The following is a 15740-nucleotide window of genomic DNA, read 5'->3' as shown; positions in this document are numbered from 1 at the left end:
GGCGCCGCACATGTTCTGGCCTGTCACCGGTCCTCCAGTTCGGAGATTCTGTCGATTCGAAAGAACGACGAACGCGGTACTAGCGTATGGACCATCGCGTATTTCTCCGACCGGTGGGTCAGACACGGCCCCGGGCGGCCGCCTCGATGCTGTCGCGGATCTGGGACACCAGGTCCCGGGCCTCGGTGGCGGTGGACGCCGCCGCGACCACCGCCATGATCGGACCCGGCCACCCCAGGGCGCGGAGGCTGGTCGGGTACGCCCGGACTCCGCCGTCCCAGAGCCGCTGGAAGACAGGGCGGATGTGGTCCTCGTACGTGATGCCCTCGGGGACCGGCACGACGAAGTGCGTCGACACGGTGAGGTCCTTCTCGGCGCCCCAGTGCCGCAGGAGCCCGTTGGCGTGCAGCGATCCGCTGCGCCGAGCGTTGATCTCGGTGATGTAGAGCTCGTCGTCCACGCCAGCCACGGCGTTGATGCACATCCAGCCGTAGTAGCCGAGCGCCCGGGCCGCCTCGCCGATCTCGTACGCGGCCCGAGTCATGCGCTCACCCCAGACCTCGGGCAGCGACCCGAGCCCGACGTCCACGCTGCTGAACTTGTATCCGCGCTCAACAGTCAGCGCGCAGAGCGTCAGGTCCTCGACGCCGTCCTCTCCGACCCAGAGGTCCGCGGCCGGACAGCCGACGCCCTCGGCGTGCCCGACGAACCGCTGGATCACGACGGGGAAGGCGAAGAACGAGTCGCGGCTGGCATCCTCCAGGACGCGCTCGACGCGCCCCGGCTCGCCGGTGACCACCGCTGTCCCGTCGCCGGCCACCCCGAACAGGGTCCGGACGATCACCCGGCCGTGCTCGGCCAACATCTTCGGCAGCGCGCCCCTGAGCTCCACCAGGTTGCCGACGACCATGCTGGGCGCAACCCGCATCAGCGGCACCTCACGGGCCAGGTCCAGGCAGCTCATCTTGGAGTCCAGGTAGAGGCTGGTCCAGTAGGCGTCCTCGCCAGCCGAGTCCAGCTCCACCGTGTGCCCCCAACCGCGGATCAGGGCGGCCAGGGCGTACGTCTCCGGGGTAGGCCCCACCATGACCAGCCGGATGGTGTGCCGGCCGGCGACCAGCTCCCGCAGCTCGTTCTGCGCCGCGCCGTCGAGCAGCAGATCGCTGACGAGCAGGCTGGACCGCATCGCGGGCGACACCACCGGCGGGGGCGCCAGCTCCAGCACCCGGTGGATGTCGTCGAACCACTGCCGGTTCCAGCCCTCGGAGAGAACCAGAACCCGGGGTTCCGAACTCCAGAATACCGAGTGCTCGGACTCGTAGGTGCCGCTGAAACTGATCAGGCGCGCGCGGTCCTCGCCGGACAGCCGCAGGGCGGGGTTGCGCAGGTGACACTCGGCGTGATTGGGCAGGACGATCTCAATGGTGTCAGACATCAGCACGGTCCTCTGATCTCGCGTGGCGTGTCGCCGCCCATAGTGCGCTGGGCCGTGCCGGCGCTTCATCTTCGGAACTGCGGAGAACAAATGCTAAGCGCGGACGCCAGTCATCCCGTGTACGGTGCCAGAACTCGTCGCACATATTGGGAGCTGCGTTTCTCGGCTCGGGCTGATGATCGCCGGTATGGTCGTCGTACGGTTGCTGTACCTGGGGATGATCCGCCTGTTCACCGGATTGGCGCTACTGGTCCGGGGCGACAGAGCGCTGCTGGTCGAGGTCCTCACGCTACGGCATGAGGTGGCGGTACTACGCCGTCAGGTTCCGGTCCGGCCACGACTGTCCTGGCGGGACCGGACGCGGCGGTACTTGCCGTCCTTGATAGAGCGCCAGTTCGCCGGTAGCGATCCTCATCTTGACCCTGGAGATGCCGAAGCCGAGCAGGACGGCGACCTCGGCGGGCGAGTACCAGCGCGGGGTGGGATCACGGCTCATGCGGCGGCCCCGGTGAGCCGGGCTGCGTGGGCAAGTTCTTCCCGACCGATGCGTCTGGCCTGCTCGCGTTGCGCGGCGGCGGTGTTGGCCTGGCCTGGGCAATCGGGCGACGTACGCTCGGGCGATGAGCAAGCTGTCCGTCGAGTCGGCGTCGGCCGTCCCGGTCTATCGGCAGATCGTGGAGCAGATCCGGTTCCTGGTCGAGAGCGGCGGGCTGCGGCCGGGCGAGCGCCTGCCACCGGTCCGGCGGCTCGCAGACAATCTCGGCGTCAACCGGAACACCGTGGTGAAGGCGTACGCCACGTTGCGCGAGATGGGGATGATCGAAACCCGCGGTGCGTCCGGGACGGTGATCGCCACGCCGCCGGTCGCAGTGCAGCAGGCGCCGGCGTTGCGGGACGCCGTGCTGGCGGCGCTGCACGGCGGGATGTCTCCGGAGCAGGTGCGCGACGCTGCGTACTCGATCGCCCGTCAGGGCGCGAGCGGGGTGCGGGCGGCGTTCGTGGAGTGCAACGAGGAACGCGCGCAGGCGTTCTCGAAGGAGCTGTCCGCCCGGCTGCACATCGACGTGCGGCCGGGGCTGCTCACCGAGTTGGACACCATCACGACCGACGTGGACCTGGTCATCACCACGTTCTTCCACCTGGCGAAGGTCCGTCAGTGGGCGCGGACCAGGCAGCGCGACATCGAAACGGCCGCCATCGTGGTGGCCCCGCACATCCGCACGCTGATGAAGGTCGCCGAGTTGCCCGCCGGCGCCCGGGTCGGTGTCCGTTACTCCACGGAGCACCAGAGCGCGCAGGTCCGCGACTGGCTGGCCACCGCCGGAAGCGCGGAAGTCGTGCTCATCGCGTCCGCCGCGCCGGTCCCCGCGGACCTGGCGGTGCTGGTCGTGCCGAGCGAGGATCCGCGGCTCGGCGAGGGCGTGGGTCCGGGCACCGAGGTGGTCGAGTTCGGCAACGTCCTCGACGAGGGATCGATCCACATGGTCGCGACGGTCGTCGATGAGATCCGGGCCAGGCGATGGGTTTGACATAGGACGAGAGCGGTCAATGGGAGTCTTGGCATAGGCCAAGACGTACTCTTGAAGGAGCCGTTCATGTCCTCTACCGAAGTCCTGACGGGAAGCGAGACACGCCGTTCGATCACACCGGGCTGGCCGGAGATCGTGGTCGGCCTGGTCGTGCTGGTGGCCGTCGCGTTCGGCTTTCCGGCGCTGCTCAAGGCCACCGGGGTCGCCGAGCAGCTCTCATCGTTGGTCTCCGGTCTGATCCTCGCCGCGCTGTCCGGCGTGGCCGGACTCATCGCCTTCTTCGCCGCCAATCAGGTACGCATCCGCGACTGGTCCGCTTTCGGCGTACGCCGTACCTCCGTACGGTGGCTGCTGATCGGCGTCGCCGGCGGAATCGTCGCGGCGACCGTGTGGCGGGTGGTGGCCGGAATCGTCTTCGTCCTCGCCGGACCGAGTGAGAACATCCAGGAGCCGTATCGCGACGCGGCCCAGGGCAGCGTGTTCTTTATCGTGCTGTCCATCCTGTTCCTTGCCGTGCTCACCCCGCTCGGCGAGGAGTTCCTGTTCCGCGGTGTCATCACCACAGCGCTGCTGCGTTACGGCGCGCTGATCGGCGTCATCGGCAGCACGCTGATCTTCGCCTTGGCCCACTGGAACCTCTCGATCTCCGTCATCGCGCTCGTCGTCGGCCTGATCGCCGCCGAGCTGCGTCGGCGTAGCGGTTCGGTGTGGCCCGGCTTTGTCGTCCACCTGGTCAACAACCTGATCGGCCAATTGATCATCGTGGTGTGGCTGTGAAGCTGACTGCGAAAGGCCAGGGATTGTTCAAGAACGACTACGAGTTGAGCGCCGACGGGAAACCGCTGACCTACTGGAACGCGAAGAGCCTGCGCAGTGGCGGATCGTTCCCGCTCGACGGCCGGACCTACGAGGTGAAGGCCAACATACTGGCCACCCAGTGGGAGCTGACCGACGAGACCGGGATGCTGGTCGCGGTCGCGGAACGCGTCGGGCGCAAGAACTGGACGATCACCTCGGGTGGACGAACGTACGCGTTCGAGCGCGCCTCGATCTTCCGGCTGGAGGAACGGCTCATCGTCGACGGCAAACCGGCCGGTTCCATCCGCCGCAAATACCTGCACAGCGATGTCTCCCACGCCGACCTGCCCGGGCTGCCGGCGCCGATCCAGGTGTTCGCGTTCATAGTGTCGTTGAGCGGATGGGACCTCGCCGACGCCGCCGGGTAAAGCGCCGAGCGCGGGCCCGCTTCAGTGAAGGAGAAATCGGCAGGGTGTGGGGCTCGTAATCAGAGTCGGCTACGCTGCCTGCGAGTATTCGTTGATCAGTCCGCCCAGGATCGGCGTCGTTCGACGTGGGCGGCGTTGAGGTCAACGACCTGCGGTGGTGGGTTCGGTGGTCGCTGTCCAAGTGATCCGTGTGGCCGGTGGCCGTTGTAATGCTCCGGGTACTCGGTCAGGACGCCCGCCAGGTGCCGCTCGCCGACGATGAGCCTCCGATCGGTGCACTCGCGCCGTACCGTGCCGACCCAGCGCTGCGCGAAGGCGTTCGCTTGCGGGGCCTGTGGCGGCGAGGCGAGAACGTCGATACCGGCGGCGGTGAAGACCGTGTCGAAGGCAGACACCGGTGCTGCAGGCTGTTCGGGTTGTGGTGGTGACCGTTCATCAGCACGTCGATGGTGGGCGTCATAGTCCGGCGGAAGACGTGGCGCAGTGACACGACGAACGGGATGGCGGGTCCGATCCGCTGCTGGAGGCGGCCGGAAGTTTGCGGACGGCCGTGCGCACAGCTGAGCACATCGACAACCCGGACATCGCCGCGCAGCTCGATGCGATCTTCGACGCGGCGCGGGAGCCGCTCGCACCCGAGGACATCGCGGACCTGGTCGCGTACGTGACGAGCCGGCCCCGGCACATCAACCTACGGCAGGCGATTGTGGTACCGACCCGTCGGTTGTGCCTGCTTCGTGCCTGCCGTGGGCGGAACGACGGTCTCGATGAGTCCGGTCTCGACGTGGTAGACGAGACCTGACACCTGAACTCCGGCTGGAAGCGTATGCTTCATGGCTTCGACGTCAATCCTGACGGAGACGTGCGGATTGGTAACCGCCTTCGTGTCCAGGCCGGCGGCCGGGATCTCGAAGTAATCAGCCAGCAGATCGGGGAACGGCACCAGGTCCCTGATTCCACAGTCGGTGTGATGCAAAATCACCATGTGCGCGTCGCCTTGTGGCCGGCCGTTGCTGCGGGCTTCGGCGACCTTCGCCAGCATCGCCCACGAGCGTAGGGCCGGAGGCGTCACGCGGCCGCCGATGTTGCGCATGATCACGGCTTCGCCCGCGCTGAGGCCCAGAACGTGGCTCGGGTCGACACGAGGATCGACGCAGCCGATAACGCGTAGGTTGCCGCTGGACAGGATCGGAAGGTCAGCGAAGGCCCCGCTCGCGGCGAACTCGGCGTTGCGCCGGACCAGTTCGTCGATGTCGATCACCATGGACTCCTGCCTACCAAGAGATCGCATAGCGGACTGCGCCCCGGAGCGGGCCGAAATTGGTCTCCTCAAACGAGCGGGCGGGTCTTGACGCGCGTACGACTGACTACTCGGCGGGGCCGACACGCTGATGGTACGGGGGGTGGGCGTTGGGCCTCGCCGTTATGACGATCTCCTCGCCGCAACGCCGCGCCGGCGACGTACGCGCGAGCCCGCTGGCCGAGCCCGAGCGCGCCCGACGACACGACGTGCTGCGTCGAAGTGCGCATCTGAGACTCGGGGTTCACGTTGTGATCAGAGACGTATCGGATTGAGAAGTCGGTGCGGGTCCCGCGTGCGGGTTCGGGTGCGTTCAGCTTCGAGTTCAACCGGCCGCGGTTGCGCGACGACATCACGAGCGGGCGGAACGATCTTGCAATGTTCGCACATGCCGGCGTCGCCCAGAGGTGTCCCGCACTGGTGGTGGGTGAGGGTCCGGCGCGCCTCGGGCTCTGTGTAGTGCTCGTCTCCCCACTGGCCGAGCCCGTAGAGCACCGGCCAGAGGCGTTCGCCCTTGGGGGTCAGTTCGTACTCGTCATGGGCCCCGGGTCCCGGGACGCGGGCCACGACGCCTTCCTCGATGAGCCGGTTGAGGCGTTGGGTCAGGACCGCAGGGGAGACGCCGATATGCTTACGTAACTCGCTGTAACGACGCAGCCCGTAGAAAAGCTCGCAAATGATCAGCAGCGTCCACCGCTCGCCCACGACGTCCAACGCCCGCGCGATCGCGCAGTCGAGTTCGTAGCGGCCGCCGAGAGACATGCCCGAAGGATATCCCAACAGGTTCTGTCACCGTAGCAGTCTTGTTCTGTAGTCGAAGCGGTGACCTTCGCCTTTCACCAGCCACCGCTACCGCCACAGAAGAAACGTCGACTTGCCGCGCGGTTCCCGCTGAAGGCGTGCCGCAGTCGAGGCAGCGCCTGCCCGGGTAGTGGCTGCCCGCTCCCCGTGCGCTGAGCTTACGGCTCTCGGTGAATCGGCGCTGTTGTGATCGAAGCCAGCAGCGGGTCGAGCGGTCGGTTCGGGTCTCGTGCCCGCGAGCGCACAGGTTCCACTGGGCGAGCCCGTTCAGGACCGGCCAGAGGCCTTGGCCCTTGGGCGTCAACTCGAACTCGTCGCGCGCCCCGGCCGGGGACACGGGCAACGACTCCTTCGCCGATGAGTCGAATGAGGCGCTGCGTGAGGGTCGCGGGCCCGACCCGCAGGTGCGCTTGCGGAGATCGCCGTAACGGCGCGGTCCGATGATCAGCAGGGTCGCCGCTCGCCCACGGCATCCAAAGCCCGCGCGGCTGGCAGTCCATCTGATGGCGGCTGCTTGAAGGCAGGACCAGCTGATCGCACAGGTACGGCCACGTAGCGGTCTGGTTCCGTGACGGTGGCAGTGTGCGCTGTCACAGCTCAGGATGGTTCGATCACCGATGCAATCCGATACGGTGGCCGATGTGAAATATGGTTTTGTCACTGATGCATTCCGAGCCGAGTTGCCACCCAAGAGCGGCCGGCGGCCGGTCAACACCGCACGCTGGCCATACGTGCCGCACACTGTCGGTTTCGTGGGCATTTCGGCGGCGATGGTGTCCATCCTCGTCGCGGCCGGCGCGCCGACGCCGCTGCTCCCGATCTACGAGCGGGAGTGGGGCTTCCCCTCGTGGAAGCTGACCCTCGCGTTCGGCGTCTACGCCATCGCGCTCTTGGTCGCGATCCTCGTGATCGGATCGTTGTCCGACCATATCGGCCGCCGTCGGCTCATGATCGCAGCGCTCGCGCTGAACTTGGTGGCGATGCTGATGTTTCTGTTCGCCTCCTCGATCGACGGGCTCATCGCTGCTCGCATCGTTCAAGGAGTCGCCACGGGAGCGGCCTCCAGCGCCCTCAGTGCTGCCGTGGTGGAACTCGCCCCCGAGCGGCACAAGAAGCTCGGCGCTCTCATGGCCGGCATGGCGCCGTTGGCGGGACTGGGCATCGGAGCGCTCTTCGCGGGCATCCTCGCGCAGATCGTCTCCGACGCCGCGTTCACGGTATGGCTCGTTCTCGTCGTGCTCATGGCAGTCGCAACCGTCTTCACCGTGTTCACCCCCGAGACGGGGTCCCGGAAGGCGGGCGCGTTGGCGTCGCTGATCCCACGTGTCTCGGTGCCGTCGCAGGTACGCGGTCTGTTCGCGTCAACCTTGCCGGGGACGATCAGCGCGTTCATGACGATGGCGCTGTTCCTGGGCCTGGTCCCGATCGTGCTCCGCGCCGCGTTCGACGTGGAGAGTCCTGTTATTGCGGCATTGGCTGCATTCGTCACGTTCGGAGTGGGTACTGTGGTCTCGGCGGTCACGACTGGCGTGCAACCGCACCGGTTGAGGCTTTTTGGGGCCAGTGCGATGACGATCGGTGCGATCCTGTTCATCGGATGCGTCGGTGCCGAAGCGCTGCCTCTCCTTTGGGCCGCCGCGGTGTTCTGCGGTGCGGGGCTCGGTGCGTCATTCGCCGGCACCACTCGTGGACTCGTGCCTCAGGTGCAAGCTCACGAGCGGGCGGGACTATTCGCTGCGATCTTCCTCGTGGCCTATCTCGCCATGGGTATCTCCTCGATCGTCGCGGGCATGTCCGTCGGAAGCGTCGGCGTGGCCGCCATGGCGGTCGACTTCGGGATCGCCATCGCGGTCGTGGCCGTGGTCGGCGTCGTCGTCACCGGCACGTACGGGGCTCGGCGCGGGAAGGTTCACGCGGCGTAGCGCCAGTTTTTCCTCCCCTGGTAGATCTGGTCCTAAACGGAAGGAACAAGAAAGATGGCATCGCTCAACGGCGCGACTGTCTTCGTCACGGGCGCGAACGGCGGACTCGGTACCGCCTTCGTCGAGGCGGCTCTCGAACGAGGTGCCGACCGCGTATACGCCGGCGCACGGACCGAGAAGAAGTGGGGCGACGCCCGCGTCGTGTCGCTGCAGCTGGACATGGCCGACCCCGCGTCGATCGATCGGGCCGCGGGCCAGGCGGGTGACACCACCATCCTGGTCAACAACGCAGCTATCTTCCCGCGCGGTGACCTGCTGAGCGCCCCGATCGACGACATCACGACGACCATCGAGACCAACCTGACCGGGCCGATCCGCCTGACCCGCGCCCTGGCGCCCGCCCTGCGGTCAGCCAACGGTGCGCTCGTCAACGTGAACTCCGTGCTCAGCTGGTTCGCGGTCGGAAAGGCCCACAGCGTCTCGAAGGCCGGCCTGTGGATGGCCACGAACGCCTTCCGGCTCGAATTCGCCTCGGACGGCGTGCAGGTGCTCGGCGTCTACCCCGGCCCGACCGACACACCGATGCAACCGGGCGAGGACCGGTCAGGAATGAGCAAGCCGTCCGACGTCGTCGCGTCGGTGTTCGACGCGCTCGAGGCGGGCGAATACGAGGTGCTCCTCGACGAAATGACCAAGAAGGTGCAAGCCGCGCTCTCCCAGCCCATCTCCGCCCTGTACCCAACTCTCGCATCGCGGTAGCAGAGCAACTCGCGCTGGTGTGGTCGTCTGCCTCCAGGCGACCACATCAGGCCAGCGTATCGGCCTCATTTAGTGCCTGACATATCTCCCAGCGCGCAGGGCGTCGTTCCGTACAACCTGGGCGTCGGGCGGGTCCTCGTCGACGTGTTCCTGGTCCTCACCCTCATCTTCGGCGGTTGGATCACCGGGCAGTGGATTTACGGCGGATCGACATCGACCAGATCCACCCCGGCTACTTCCTACCCACCGTGGCCGGCGGGCTCATCGCCTCGGCCGCCGCGTCCGACGTCGGACAACACACCCTGGCGAACATCATGCTCGGGCTCGGGCTCATCTGCTGGCTCGTCCTCGGCTCGCGGATCCTCAACCGGCTCTTCATCCGGCCACCGCTGCCCACGCCGCTCGTACCGACCCTCGCGATCGAGGTGGCCCCCTCCGCCGTGGCCGGCCTCGCGCTCTTCGCCCGCGACGGCGGCCGGATCGACATCTGGGTAATGCTGGTTTCCGGGTACGGACTGCTGCTGGTCATCGCGCAGATCCGCCTGCTCTCGCTCTACCTGCGACTCAGCTTCGCCCCGAGCTTCTGGGCGTTCACGTTCTCCTGGTCAGCGGTAGCGACGATCGCCCTCCACTGGATCACCAATGACCAGCCCCGGGTCACCGCGTCGACACCTACTTAAGTGCTGGCAGTCGTCTCGGCGCTGATCGGCGGCATCGCCGTACGGTCGATCGTGGCCGCGGCCCGCGGACGGTTCCTCCCTCCGCCCGCCCCACCGGCGGCCTCCTGACCGACAAAGGCGCCGGCTGGGGTGGGTCACCGCCGCCCGGACCCCCGCTCAAGACGGTCCAGTGCGGCGACCGCGACCAGGCTGTAGGCAACGTAGGGTGGCCCGTCCTCGAACCAGCCCTGCATCCCCCAACTCTGCGGGGTGGCCACCCCGAGCGCCGCCATCGGAGCGTCGGCGACCAGCATGCCGCCAGCCCCGACCAGTACCGCCGACACCGGCGGCAAGGGGCGACGCCGCCGGGTGAGGAGCGCGAAGAGCGTCACGGTCAGCACCCCGTTGGCGAAGCCGAGTACAGGACCGAGGCCAGCCAGGCGGTTCGTCGCACGCTCCCCCGTCCCAAGGCTCACGTGGCTTCCGTGGGCGATCCGCCGCACCATCCGCTCGTGGGTGTCGCTGGACGGTCGGGCTCGAACCGCCATGTCCAGTGAGCTGACCAGCTCCCGGGCGAGCGTGGCGGCGGCACCGGCCAGCAGACCATTCGTCAAAGTGGTCCGCCAGCCTGCGCCACGACCGGCTCCGGCAGAACCGGCACCGTCGGCACGCAACATGCAATCACCTCGAGTGGAACTCGTTCGCCGGTTACGTCGTCCCAACGTTTACCCGCCCCGCCCCCGGCGAACCTCAGCGAACAGCACCCGGGAAGTACGCGCGACGGCGACAATCACCGCAGACCCCGCACACGCCTGCTCGAACTATCGGCACAGCGGCCAATCCATAAGCCGAGCGGTACGAAGTATTCGGGACTCCCGTCAGGCGCGTCTTCGTCCAGTCGCGACGCGACTTCTCCCGCAACCGATCTCGTATGCCCGGCGCACCAGGAGCCGACCCAGCCACCACGCCTCCGCGTCGAGACTGAGTCCCAAGCCCTTCGGCTTGCCAAACACAGTTTCGCGTCCGTCCGACCATTGTTTGCAACATACTCGATGCATGACGCAGATCAACATCACGAAGGAGTCGCCCTCCTTCTGGCGTGCCTCGCTCAACAACCCGCCGGTCAACGTTTTCGGTGCACAGATGATCATCGAAATGCGCGCTCTCCTCGACGCAGCCGAAAAAGATCCCGAGCTCACCGTCATCGTGTTCGAGAGCGCGAATCCCGACTACTTCATCGCGCACTGGGATCTCGCCGACGACCTCTCAAGTCTGGCCGACCAGCCGCCGCCGGTCACCGGGCAGCAGCCCTTCGTCGACGTCGTGGTGCGCCTGAGCAAGCTCCCCGTCGTCACGATCAGCAAGATCCGCGGTCGGGCGCGCGGGGCCGGCAGCGAGTTCCTCCTGGCGACTGACATCCGTTTCGCCAGCCGGGAGCGCACTCTGATCGGCCAGTTCGAGATGGGCGCAGGCAGCGTCCCACCAGGCGGCGGAAGCCCAGCCCGCCTGCCGCGCCTTGTCGGTCGCGGCCGCGCCCTGGAAATCCTCGTCGGCGCCAAAGACTTCGACGGCGACCTCGCCGAACGGTACGGCTACGTCAACCGGGCCGTCCCGGACGCGGAGCTCGACGAGTTCGTCACCGCGTTCGCCAGTCGTGTCGCGTCGTTCGACCGCGGCGCCCTAGCCGAGATAAAGGGCTGGGTAAACGCCATCACCCTACCCGACGACAACGAATTCCCACCCCAGTCCGCCACCTTCGCGGCACGACTCGGCATGCCGCGCTACGAAAGCTGGTCAGCAGGTGCCTTCGCAGCCGGACTGCAGCAGTCAGGAGACCTGGAGGAGCGCCTCGGAACCCGCTCCGTCGAGTTCTGACCGCAACGCTCAGGCCACCCGCAACGCTCACTCGAACTGCCCCGCGCTGCCCATCGGCAGGACCCACCATATCCATTCGATCGCCGGACTCGCCTCGGGCGTCCCTGATCGCTAGCGTGACCGGCTTCAACGCCGTGTTCGAACCCCGCCGTGCCGCTGCCCGCCGAGCTGAACGCTTCCCGAACTCTCGCCGCCGCCTCGGACTGACACCACCGATCCGGGCTGACGCGACATGTGAGATCAAGCGCCTCGTCATGTATCGAAACCTGGCACGCGGATCGCCAGCCGCAGATCGTTGTGACCTGCCGGCTCCTCACGTACGCGGCCAGGTACCCAATGGTCTCGGATAGAGCGGCTCCCGCGCTGTAGCGAAGATCGCGTCGAGCTGCGCGGCCAAGACGGATTGTCGATGGAAGCGGTGGGCGAGTTCGCTGCAGGTCGGATCAGGCTTGACGTTAGTTACTACCGCAACCGCCCCGAGGGACGAGATCTCCATTCGGGGTATCAGGAGACCTGGGAGGGATCCACCCGTTGGCCCATCACCGTCTCAAGTACTCGCACTGCTTCATCATGGGTCTCGGCCGCAAAGTAGGCGCGCGCTTTCTCGAAGTCCGGAACCAGGCCATCCATGCCCCACTGCCCTTGAGGAATAACGTAGAGTTGGACCCAGGGCCCACGCCCGGGGAGTAGGCCATCACCTATCACGTCTCGGATCGCAGCCGTGACCTTCTCGATCGCGATTCGGGCGTCCTCCTTGGATTTCACGTAATCCTGCGGCGCGATCATGTCCGCCTGCAGAAAGGCTTTCGTGTCACCGACGGTAAAGGGTGCGTACCAGTTCTCAGGGTCCAGTTCGAAATATTGGATCCAGGAAGTCTGCTGGTGGCGTTCCGAGTTGTAGAGACCCTCCGCATCCGCTACGGCTGCAATCAGCCTGTCGCCCATCTCGCGCTTCTGTTCGGCACTCAGATAACCCTTGACAGAATGTACGCGCACGAAAACCATGTCGTTCTCCTTCGGGGAGCGAGCCTCACGGAAGACGGGATAACCCACGGCAAGCAGCGAGCCGCAGCCGGCAGCCACACCCTTTGGCTTCGACTTCGGGCTATGGTCCGGTCGGAACTGCTTGCCGCCTCCACTATCACAGCGGGGGCGACGTCGTAGGGAGCAGGCCGGCCCGGTTTGGGCGCGTTATGCAGATGATAGATCAGGACGACCGACAGAGAGGTGAATGTCGGAAAGATGGAACGGTACCGTCTGTGTCGTCGTGCGCTCGATGGCGTGCATCCCGCGAGGGACGACTGCGGCCAGCAGTTCGGCGTCCACCGTCGCTCGCCAGTCCACGCAAGGGTTTCGGGACGGCGAATCGACTGGATGCGCGGGGACCCGGAACGGGGCACCCAAGTCCTGGGTCGTCAGCCTCGCGCGGCACCACCGTCCGTCCAGCGGCGAGCAGGGGCGAACGTCTCGTAGTCCGTGCGGCAGAGAGCCGCCGGCGGGCCCCTCAGCTCGTTGCCGACTCCTTGGGTCGACACTGGGCCGAGCCCGGCGGCGATTCTCTTACCGATCAAATGATTCCCTGGTTGGAACTCAGCTGAACACCGGGTTTTGATATGGCGCACCGCCTCGTCAGCGAGAATCTCACTATGCCCGGCAGCGAAGCCCTCCATGGCGTCCGCACGAGGACCGCGGACCGGAACCATCTGTTCGGGATGTACACCGACAAGTCGGCATCGATGAAGGCGGGATGCCGCTGGTCGGGCTCGTGCCGTCGCAATCCGGCCCGTAGGGCCCGTTGACCGAGTAGCTTGGATGAGAATGATCGGTGCCGCCGGCACGAATCAACGACCGTTCAGCGCCCGCCATCCTCCCCCGTGCCGGGTGATCCTGCGCCCTGCCCCGTGGACGGGTGGTGAGCCATTATGTTCGGCGCCCACGACCTGCGGCCGAGCACAGTGGGCGCCTGGTCTGCTGGCAAAATGGTGAGGCTGCCGAAATGATGAGAAAAGGTCCACTGGCTGGCCGTTACCCCGCGGTGGCGGCGATGGTCGTCGCCGCGCTCGCTCCGTACCTGGTGCTCTCGTCGACGCTGGATCCACTCCTGCCGATCATCAGCAAGGAACTCGGCATGAGCCCGGGAGAGGCGAGTCTGGCGGAGGGACTGGCCAACGCCGGGTACGCGCTGGGCACCGTGCTGTCGGTCCAGCTCGCCCAGCATCTGCCTCAGCGCCGGATGCTGATCATCTACGCCTCGATCCTGGTGATCGGTTCGGTGCTGGCGGCGACAGCGACCGGGCCGGTGCAGTTCATCCTCGGGCACGTACTCCAGGGCCTGTGCACCAGTCTGTTGTTGATCGCCGCCGTACCGCCGCTCGTCACCGGATTCCCGCCGACGAAGCTCCTCCCGACCGCGGCCGTCCTCAACCTGTCGATCTTCGGGGCGGTCGCGCTGGGTCCGCTGATCGCCGGCATCCAAGCCGACCACAACGGTTGGCGGCCGCTGTTCTGGGTGGTTACGGGAATCGCCGTCTTGGCGTTGCTGCTGGCGCTGCTGACCTTCGAGGACGTGCCGCCGGCCGATCCCACGGCCACGCGTTCCCCGGTCGCCGTCGCACTGGCCACCGCAGGCTGTGTGGCCGCGTTCTACGGAGCATCCCAGCTCCTCCCCCACCAGTCCCTCGACGCGACCGCGCTGGCACCGCTGATCGTGGGCGTGGCGCTGATCCTCATCCTTCTGATCCAGCAGTACCGCGCCAAGCGGCCGCTGCTGATCGTGCGCCCACTCACGAGCACGCTACCGGTGGCCGGGATCGTGGTGGCCATGTCCGCGGCGGCATCCTCCCTACCCGCGATCGTGTTGACGGGTGTCGTGCTCCGGGACCGGCACTCGCCCCTGGACCTGGGACTCCTCTTCCTGCCCGAGTTCGGCGGCGCGGTGATCGCCGCGATCGTGTTCGCGAACCTGTTCACCACGCGGGCACTTCACTATTTCGCGCTGGCCGGGATGCTCTCGCTCATCGCGGGCATCGCGCTCATCGCCGTCAGCATCCCGCCCGGCACCATCGCCACGCTGGTCGGAACGGGGCTGATCGGGATCGGCGTCGGCGCCACGGTCACCCCAGCGCTGTTCATCGCCGGCTTCTCGCTGCGCAACGCCGCTCTCCAGCGGGTGTTCGCGATCATCGAACTGCTGCGGGCGGTGGCCGCGTTCATGATCACGCCAATCCTGCTGTACGTCGCCATGACCGTTGGGGACAGCCCCGCAGCAGGCGCCCAAACGGCCCTCTGGGTCTGCCTCGGTCTGGCCGTCGGCGGAACGCTGCTCGCGGTCGCGCTCTACGCGCTGGGCGGCGTACGTCGTCCACCGTCCCCGGCGGTACAACGCTGGTTCACCGGCGAACCAGCGTGGACCTCCCCACCGCTGCTCGCCGCGATCCGCCCCAACGCCACCCGGGGAGGACCGCCGAGCGCCGGGGCGACCCCATCGGCATGACGCGAACGGCCGGGGTGCGTTCCCGCCGGTCACGACACGCCGGCCAAGACCTGTGGAGCTCGAATACTCGACAATAGGGCCTCAACTGGCGTTATGTGGTCAGCGATGATCAACACTCCTCGTCAACTTGAACGCGTTTGAGAAACGCCTGCGTTTGATTGAACGCGTTTATCTCTCGGCCGAACGAAAGGCGTTCCTCGAAAAGGCGCCCAGCTCACAGGCCGTGACCGAATTTTCGAGCCCCACGGGCGTGGGCCGGTCACGCGGACGGCGGCACTCTGGCCGAACGCATCTACGTGAAGCCCGACCTGACCCGCTTGCAGGACGCTGCGAAGAAGCTCGATTCGGGCCTGTTCGGCGGTAGCAGTACGCCCGTACGTGAGAAGGTGTGAGATGAGGTATGCCAAAGGCCCTGACCCACCGAAGTGAATCAAGGCCCTGACCTGTTGTAACTCTGTCGGGACGGCCGGATTCGAACCGACGACCCCTTGACCCCCAGGACGATTCGCTAAGCGTTCCCGCACGTCACGCACGCTATGCCCACGATCGAGTCGTGCAACTGACCGCGCATCGTCCACCATCACGCACCACGTGTGGTCCCCAAGTGGTCCCCGCGTACCGGGCCGAGGAGCCGTGCGGGCGCGTGCTCTCAGGCTCGTCCGGCCCGATGGCCTCCAGAAGCATTCGCCGCAGCATCATGACCTGTGACGGCGCGCTGTTGTCGGCGCTCGTTGCCACCGT

At 66.8% G+C, this 15740-nt stretch carries 14 protein-coding genes and 1 pseudogene; 8 read left to right on the top strand and 7 right to left on the bottom strand.

Annotation, left to right across the window (positions count from 1 at the left end; translation table 11 throughout):
- Positions 1-118: 118 nt before the first annotated feature.
- Both H4W31_RS24145 and H4W31_RS24140 read right to left on the bottom strand, forming a co-directional pair.
- Entirely contained in the window at positions 119-1435 is a 1317-nt protein-coding gene (locus H4W31_RS24145) for a hypothetical protein (RefSeq protein ID WP_192768727.1), read from the bottom strand.
- Positions 1436-1753: 318 nt separating this feature from the next.
- A pseudogene (locus H4W31_RS24140) lies at positions 1754-1931 on the bottom strand (excisionase family DNA-binding protein).
- 124 nt (positions 1932-2055) lie between these two features.
- On the opposite strand from H4W31_RS24140, the gene H4W31_RS24135 reads away from it, so the two are divergent.
- The 3 genes from H4W31_RS24135 to H4W31_RS24125 all read left to right on the top strand — a co-directional run bounded on the left by H4W31_RS24135 (position 2056) and on the right by H4W31_RS24125 (position 4190).
- The gene (locus H4W31_RS24135; RefSeq protein ID WP_192768726.1) at positions 2056-2964 is read left to right on the top strand and encodes a GntR family transcriptional regulator; all 909 of its coding nucleotides are present in this window, start codon (positions 2056-2058) and stop codon (positions 2962-2964) included.
- Between the two features lie 66 nt (positions 2965-3030).
- Positions 3031-3741: a CPBP family intramembrane glutamic endopeptidase gene (locus H4W31_RS24130; RefSeq protein WP_192768725.1), complete on the top strand. Its 711-nt coding sequence runs from the start codon at positions 3031-3033 to the stop codon at positions 3739-3741.
- Entirely contained in the window at positions 3738-4190 is a 453-nt protein-coding gene (locus H4W31_RS24125) for a hypothetical protein (protein WP_192768724.1), read from the top strand. Before H4W31_RS24130 ends, H4W31_RS24125 begins: the two co-directional genes overlap by 4 nt.
- A gap of 95 nt (positions 4191-4285) precedes the next feature.
- Here H4W31_RS24125 and H4W31_RS44360 read toward each other — a convergent pair whose 3' ends face one another.
- From H4W31_RS44360 to H4W31_RS24110, 3 genes are all read right to left on the bottom strand, one after another.
- The gene (locus tag H4W31_RS44360; protein WP_318783377.1) at positions 4286-4585 is read right to left on the bottom strand and encodes an integrase core domain-containing protein; all 300 of its coding nucleotides are present in this window, start codon (positions 4583-4585) and stop codon (positions 4286-4288) included.
- 296 nt (positions 4586-4881) lie between these two features.
- On the bottom strand, positions 4882-5454 hold the full coding sequence (locus H4W31_RS24115; RefSeq protein WP_225945651.1) for a carbonic anhydrase: 573 nt from the start codon (positions 5452-5454) through the stop codon (positions 4882-4884).
- Positions 5455-5745: 291 nt separating this feature from the next.
- Complete coding sequence (locus H4W31_RS24110; RefSeq protein ID WP_192768723.1) at positions 5746-6252, bottom strand: winged helix-turn-helix transcriptional regulator; 507 nt, start codon at positions 6250-6252, stop codon at positions 5746-5748.
- Positions 6253-6908: 656 nt separating this feature from the next.
- Between H4W31_RS24110 and H4W31_RS24105 the strand changes: the two genes are divergently transcribed.
- From H4W31_RS24105 to H4W31_RS24095, 3 genes are all read left to right on the top strand, one after another.
- Positions 6909-8213: an MFS transporter gene (locus tag H4W31_RS24105; RefSeq protein ID WP_192768722.1), complete on the top strand. Its 1305-nt coding sequence runs from the start codon at positions 6909-6911 to the stop codon at positions 8211-8213.
- 54 nt (positions 8214-8267) lie between these two features.
- Positions 8268-8972 carry an SDR family oxidoreductase gene (locus H4W31_RS24100; RefSeq protein ID WP_192768721.1) on the top strand — a complete coding sequence of 235 codons (705 nt, stop codon included), beginning with the start codon at positions 8268-8270 and terminating at the stop codon, positions 8970-8972.
- Between the two features lie 176 nt (positions 8973-9148).
- Positions 9149-9652 (top strand): SLAC1 family transporter, encoded by a 504-nt coding sequence (locus H4W31_RS24095; RefSeq protein ID WP_192768720.1) that lies wholly within the window; start codon positions 9149-9151, stop codon positions 9650-9652.
- 134 nt (positions 9653-9786) lie between these two features.
- Here the strand turns inward: H4W31_RS24095 and H4W31_RS24090 are convergent, their stop codons facing one another.
- Positions 9787-10308, bottom strand: a complete 522-nt coding sequence (locus H4W31_RS24090) for a hypothetical protein (RefSeq protein ID WP_192768719.1) — start codon at positions 10306-10308, stop codon at positions 9787-9789.
- Positions 10309-10687: 379 nt separating this feature from the next.
- On the opposite strand from H4W31_RS24090, the gene H4W31_RS24085 reads away from it, so the two are divergent.
- Positions 10688-11506, top strand: a complete 819-nt coding sequence (locus tag H4W31_RS24085) for an enoyl-CoA hydratase/isomerase family protein (protein ID WP_192768718.1) — start codon at positions 10688-10690, stop codon at positions 11504-11506.
- Between the two features lie 504 nt (positions 11507-12010).
- Here H4W31_RS24085 and H4W31_RS24080 read toward each other — a convergent pair.
- On the bottom strand, positions 12011-12511 hold the full coding sequence (locus tag H4W31_RS24080; RefSeq protein WP_192768717.1) for a tautomerase family protein: 501 nt from the start codon (positions 12509-12511) through the stop codon (positions 12011-12013).
- Between the two features lie 991 nt (positions 12512-13502).
- Between H4W31_RS24080 and H4W31_RS24075 the strand changes: the two genes are divergently transcribed.
- Positions 13503-14999 (top strand): MFS transporter, encoded by a 1497-nt coding sequence (locus tag H4W31_RS24075; RefSeq protein ID WP_192768716.1) that lies wholly within the window; start codon positions 13503-13505, stop codon positions 14997-14999.
- Positions 15000-15740 lie beyond the last annotated feature (741 nt).

This window comes from Plantactinospora soyae (assembly GCF_014874095.1).
GTDB lineage: Bacteria > Actinomycetota > Actinomycetes > Mycobacteriales > Micromonosporaceae > Plantactinospora > Plantactinospora soyae.
This window is presented reverse-complemented; position numbering and strand designations above follow the sequence as displayed.

Excerpts from the sequence above, each read along its gene's own strand:
- H4W31_RS24145 (WP_192768727.1), bottom strand. The coding sequence starts at position 1,435 with ATGTCTGACACCATTGAGATCGTCCTGCCCAATCACGCCGAGTGTCAC.
- H4W31_RS24135 (WP_192768726.1), top strand. The coding sequence starts at position 2,056 with ATGAGCAAGCTGTCCGTCGAGTCGGCGTCGGCCGTCCCGGTCTATCGG.
- H4W31_RS24130 (WP_192768725.1), top strand. The coding sequence starts at position 3,031 with ATGTCCTCTACCGAAGTCCTGACGGGAAGCGAGACACGCCGTTCGATC.
- H4W31_RS24115 (WP_225945651.1), bottom strand. The coding sequence starts at position 5,454 with ATGGTGATCGACATCGACGAACTGGTCCGGCGCAACGCCGAGTTCGCC.
- H4W31_RS24110 (WP_192768723.1), bottom strand. The coding sequence starts at position 6,252 with ATGTCTCTCGGCGGCCGCTACGAACTCGACTGCGCGATCGCGCGGGCG.
- H4W31_RS24105 (WP_192768722.1), top strand. The coding sequence starts at position 6,909 with ATGCAATCCGATACGGTGGCCGATGTGAAATATGGTTTTGTCACTGAT.
- H4W31_RS24100 (WP_192768721.1), top strand. The coding sequence starts at position 8,268 with ATGGCATCGCTCAACGGCGCGACTGTCTTCGTCACGGGCGCGAACGGC.
- H4W31_RS24090 (WP_192768719.1), bottom strand. The coding sequence starts at position 10,308 with ATGTTGCGTGCCGACGGTGCCGGTTCTGCCGGAGCCGGTCGTGGCGCA.
- H4W31_RS24085 (WP_192768718.1), top strand. The coding sequence starts at position 10,688 with ATGACGCAGATCAACATCACGAAGGAGTCGCCCTCCTTCTGGCGTGCC.
- H4W31_RS24080 (WP_192768717.1), bottom strand. The coding sequence starts at position 12,511 with ATGGTTTTCGTGCGCGTACATTCTGTCAAGGGTTATCTGAGTGCCGAA.
- H4W31_RS24075 (WP_192768716.1), top strand. The coding sequence starts at position 13,503 with ATGATGAGAAAAGGTCCACTGGCTGGCCGTTACCCCGCGGTGGCGGCG.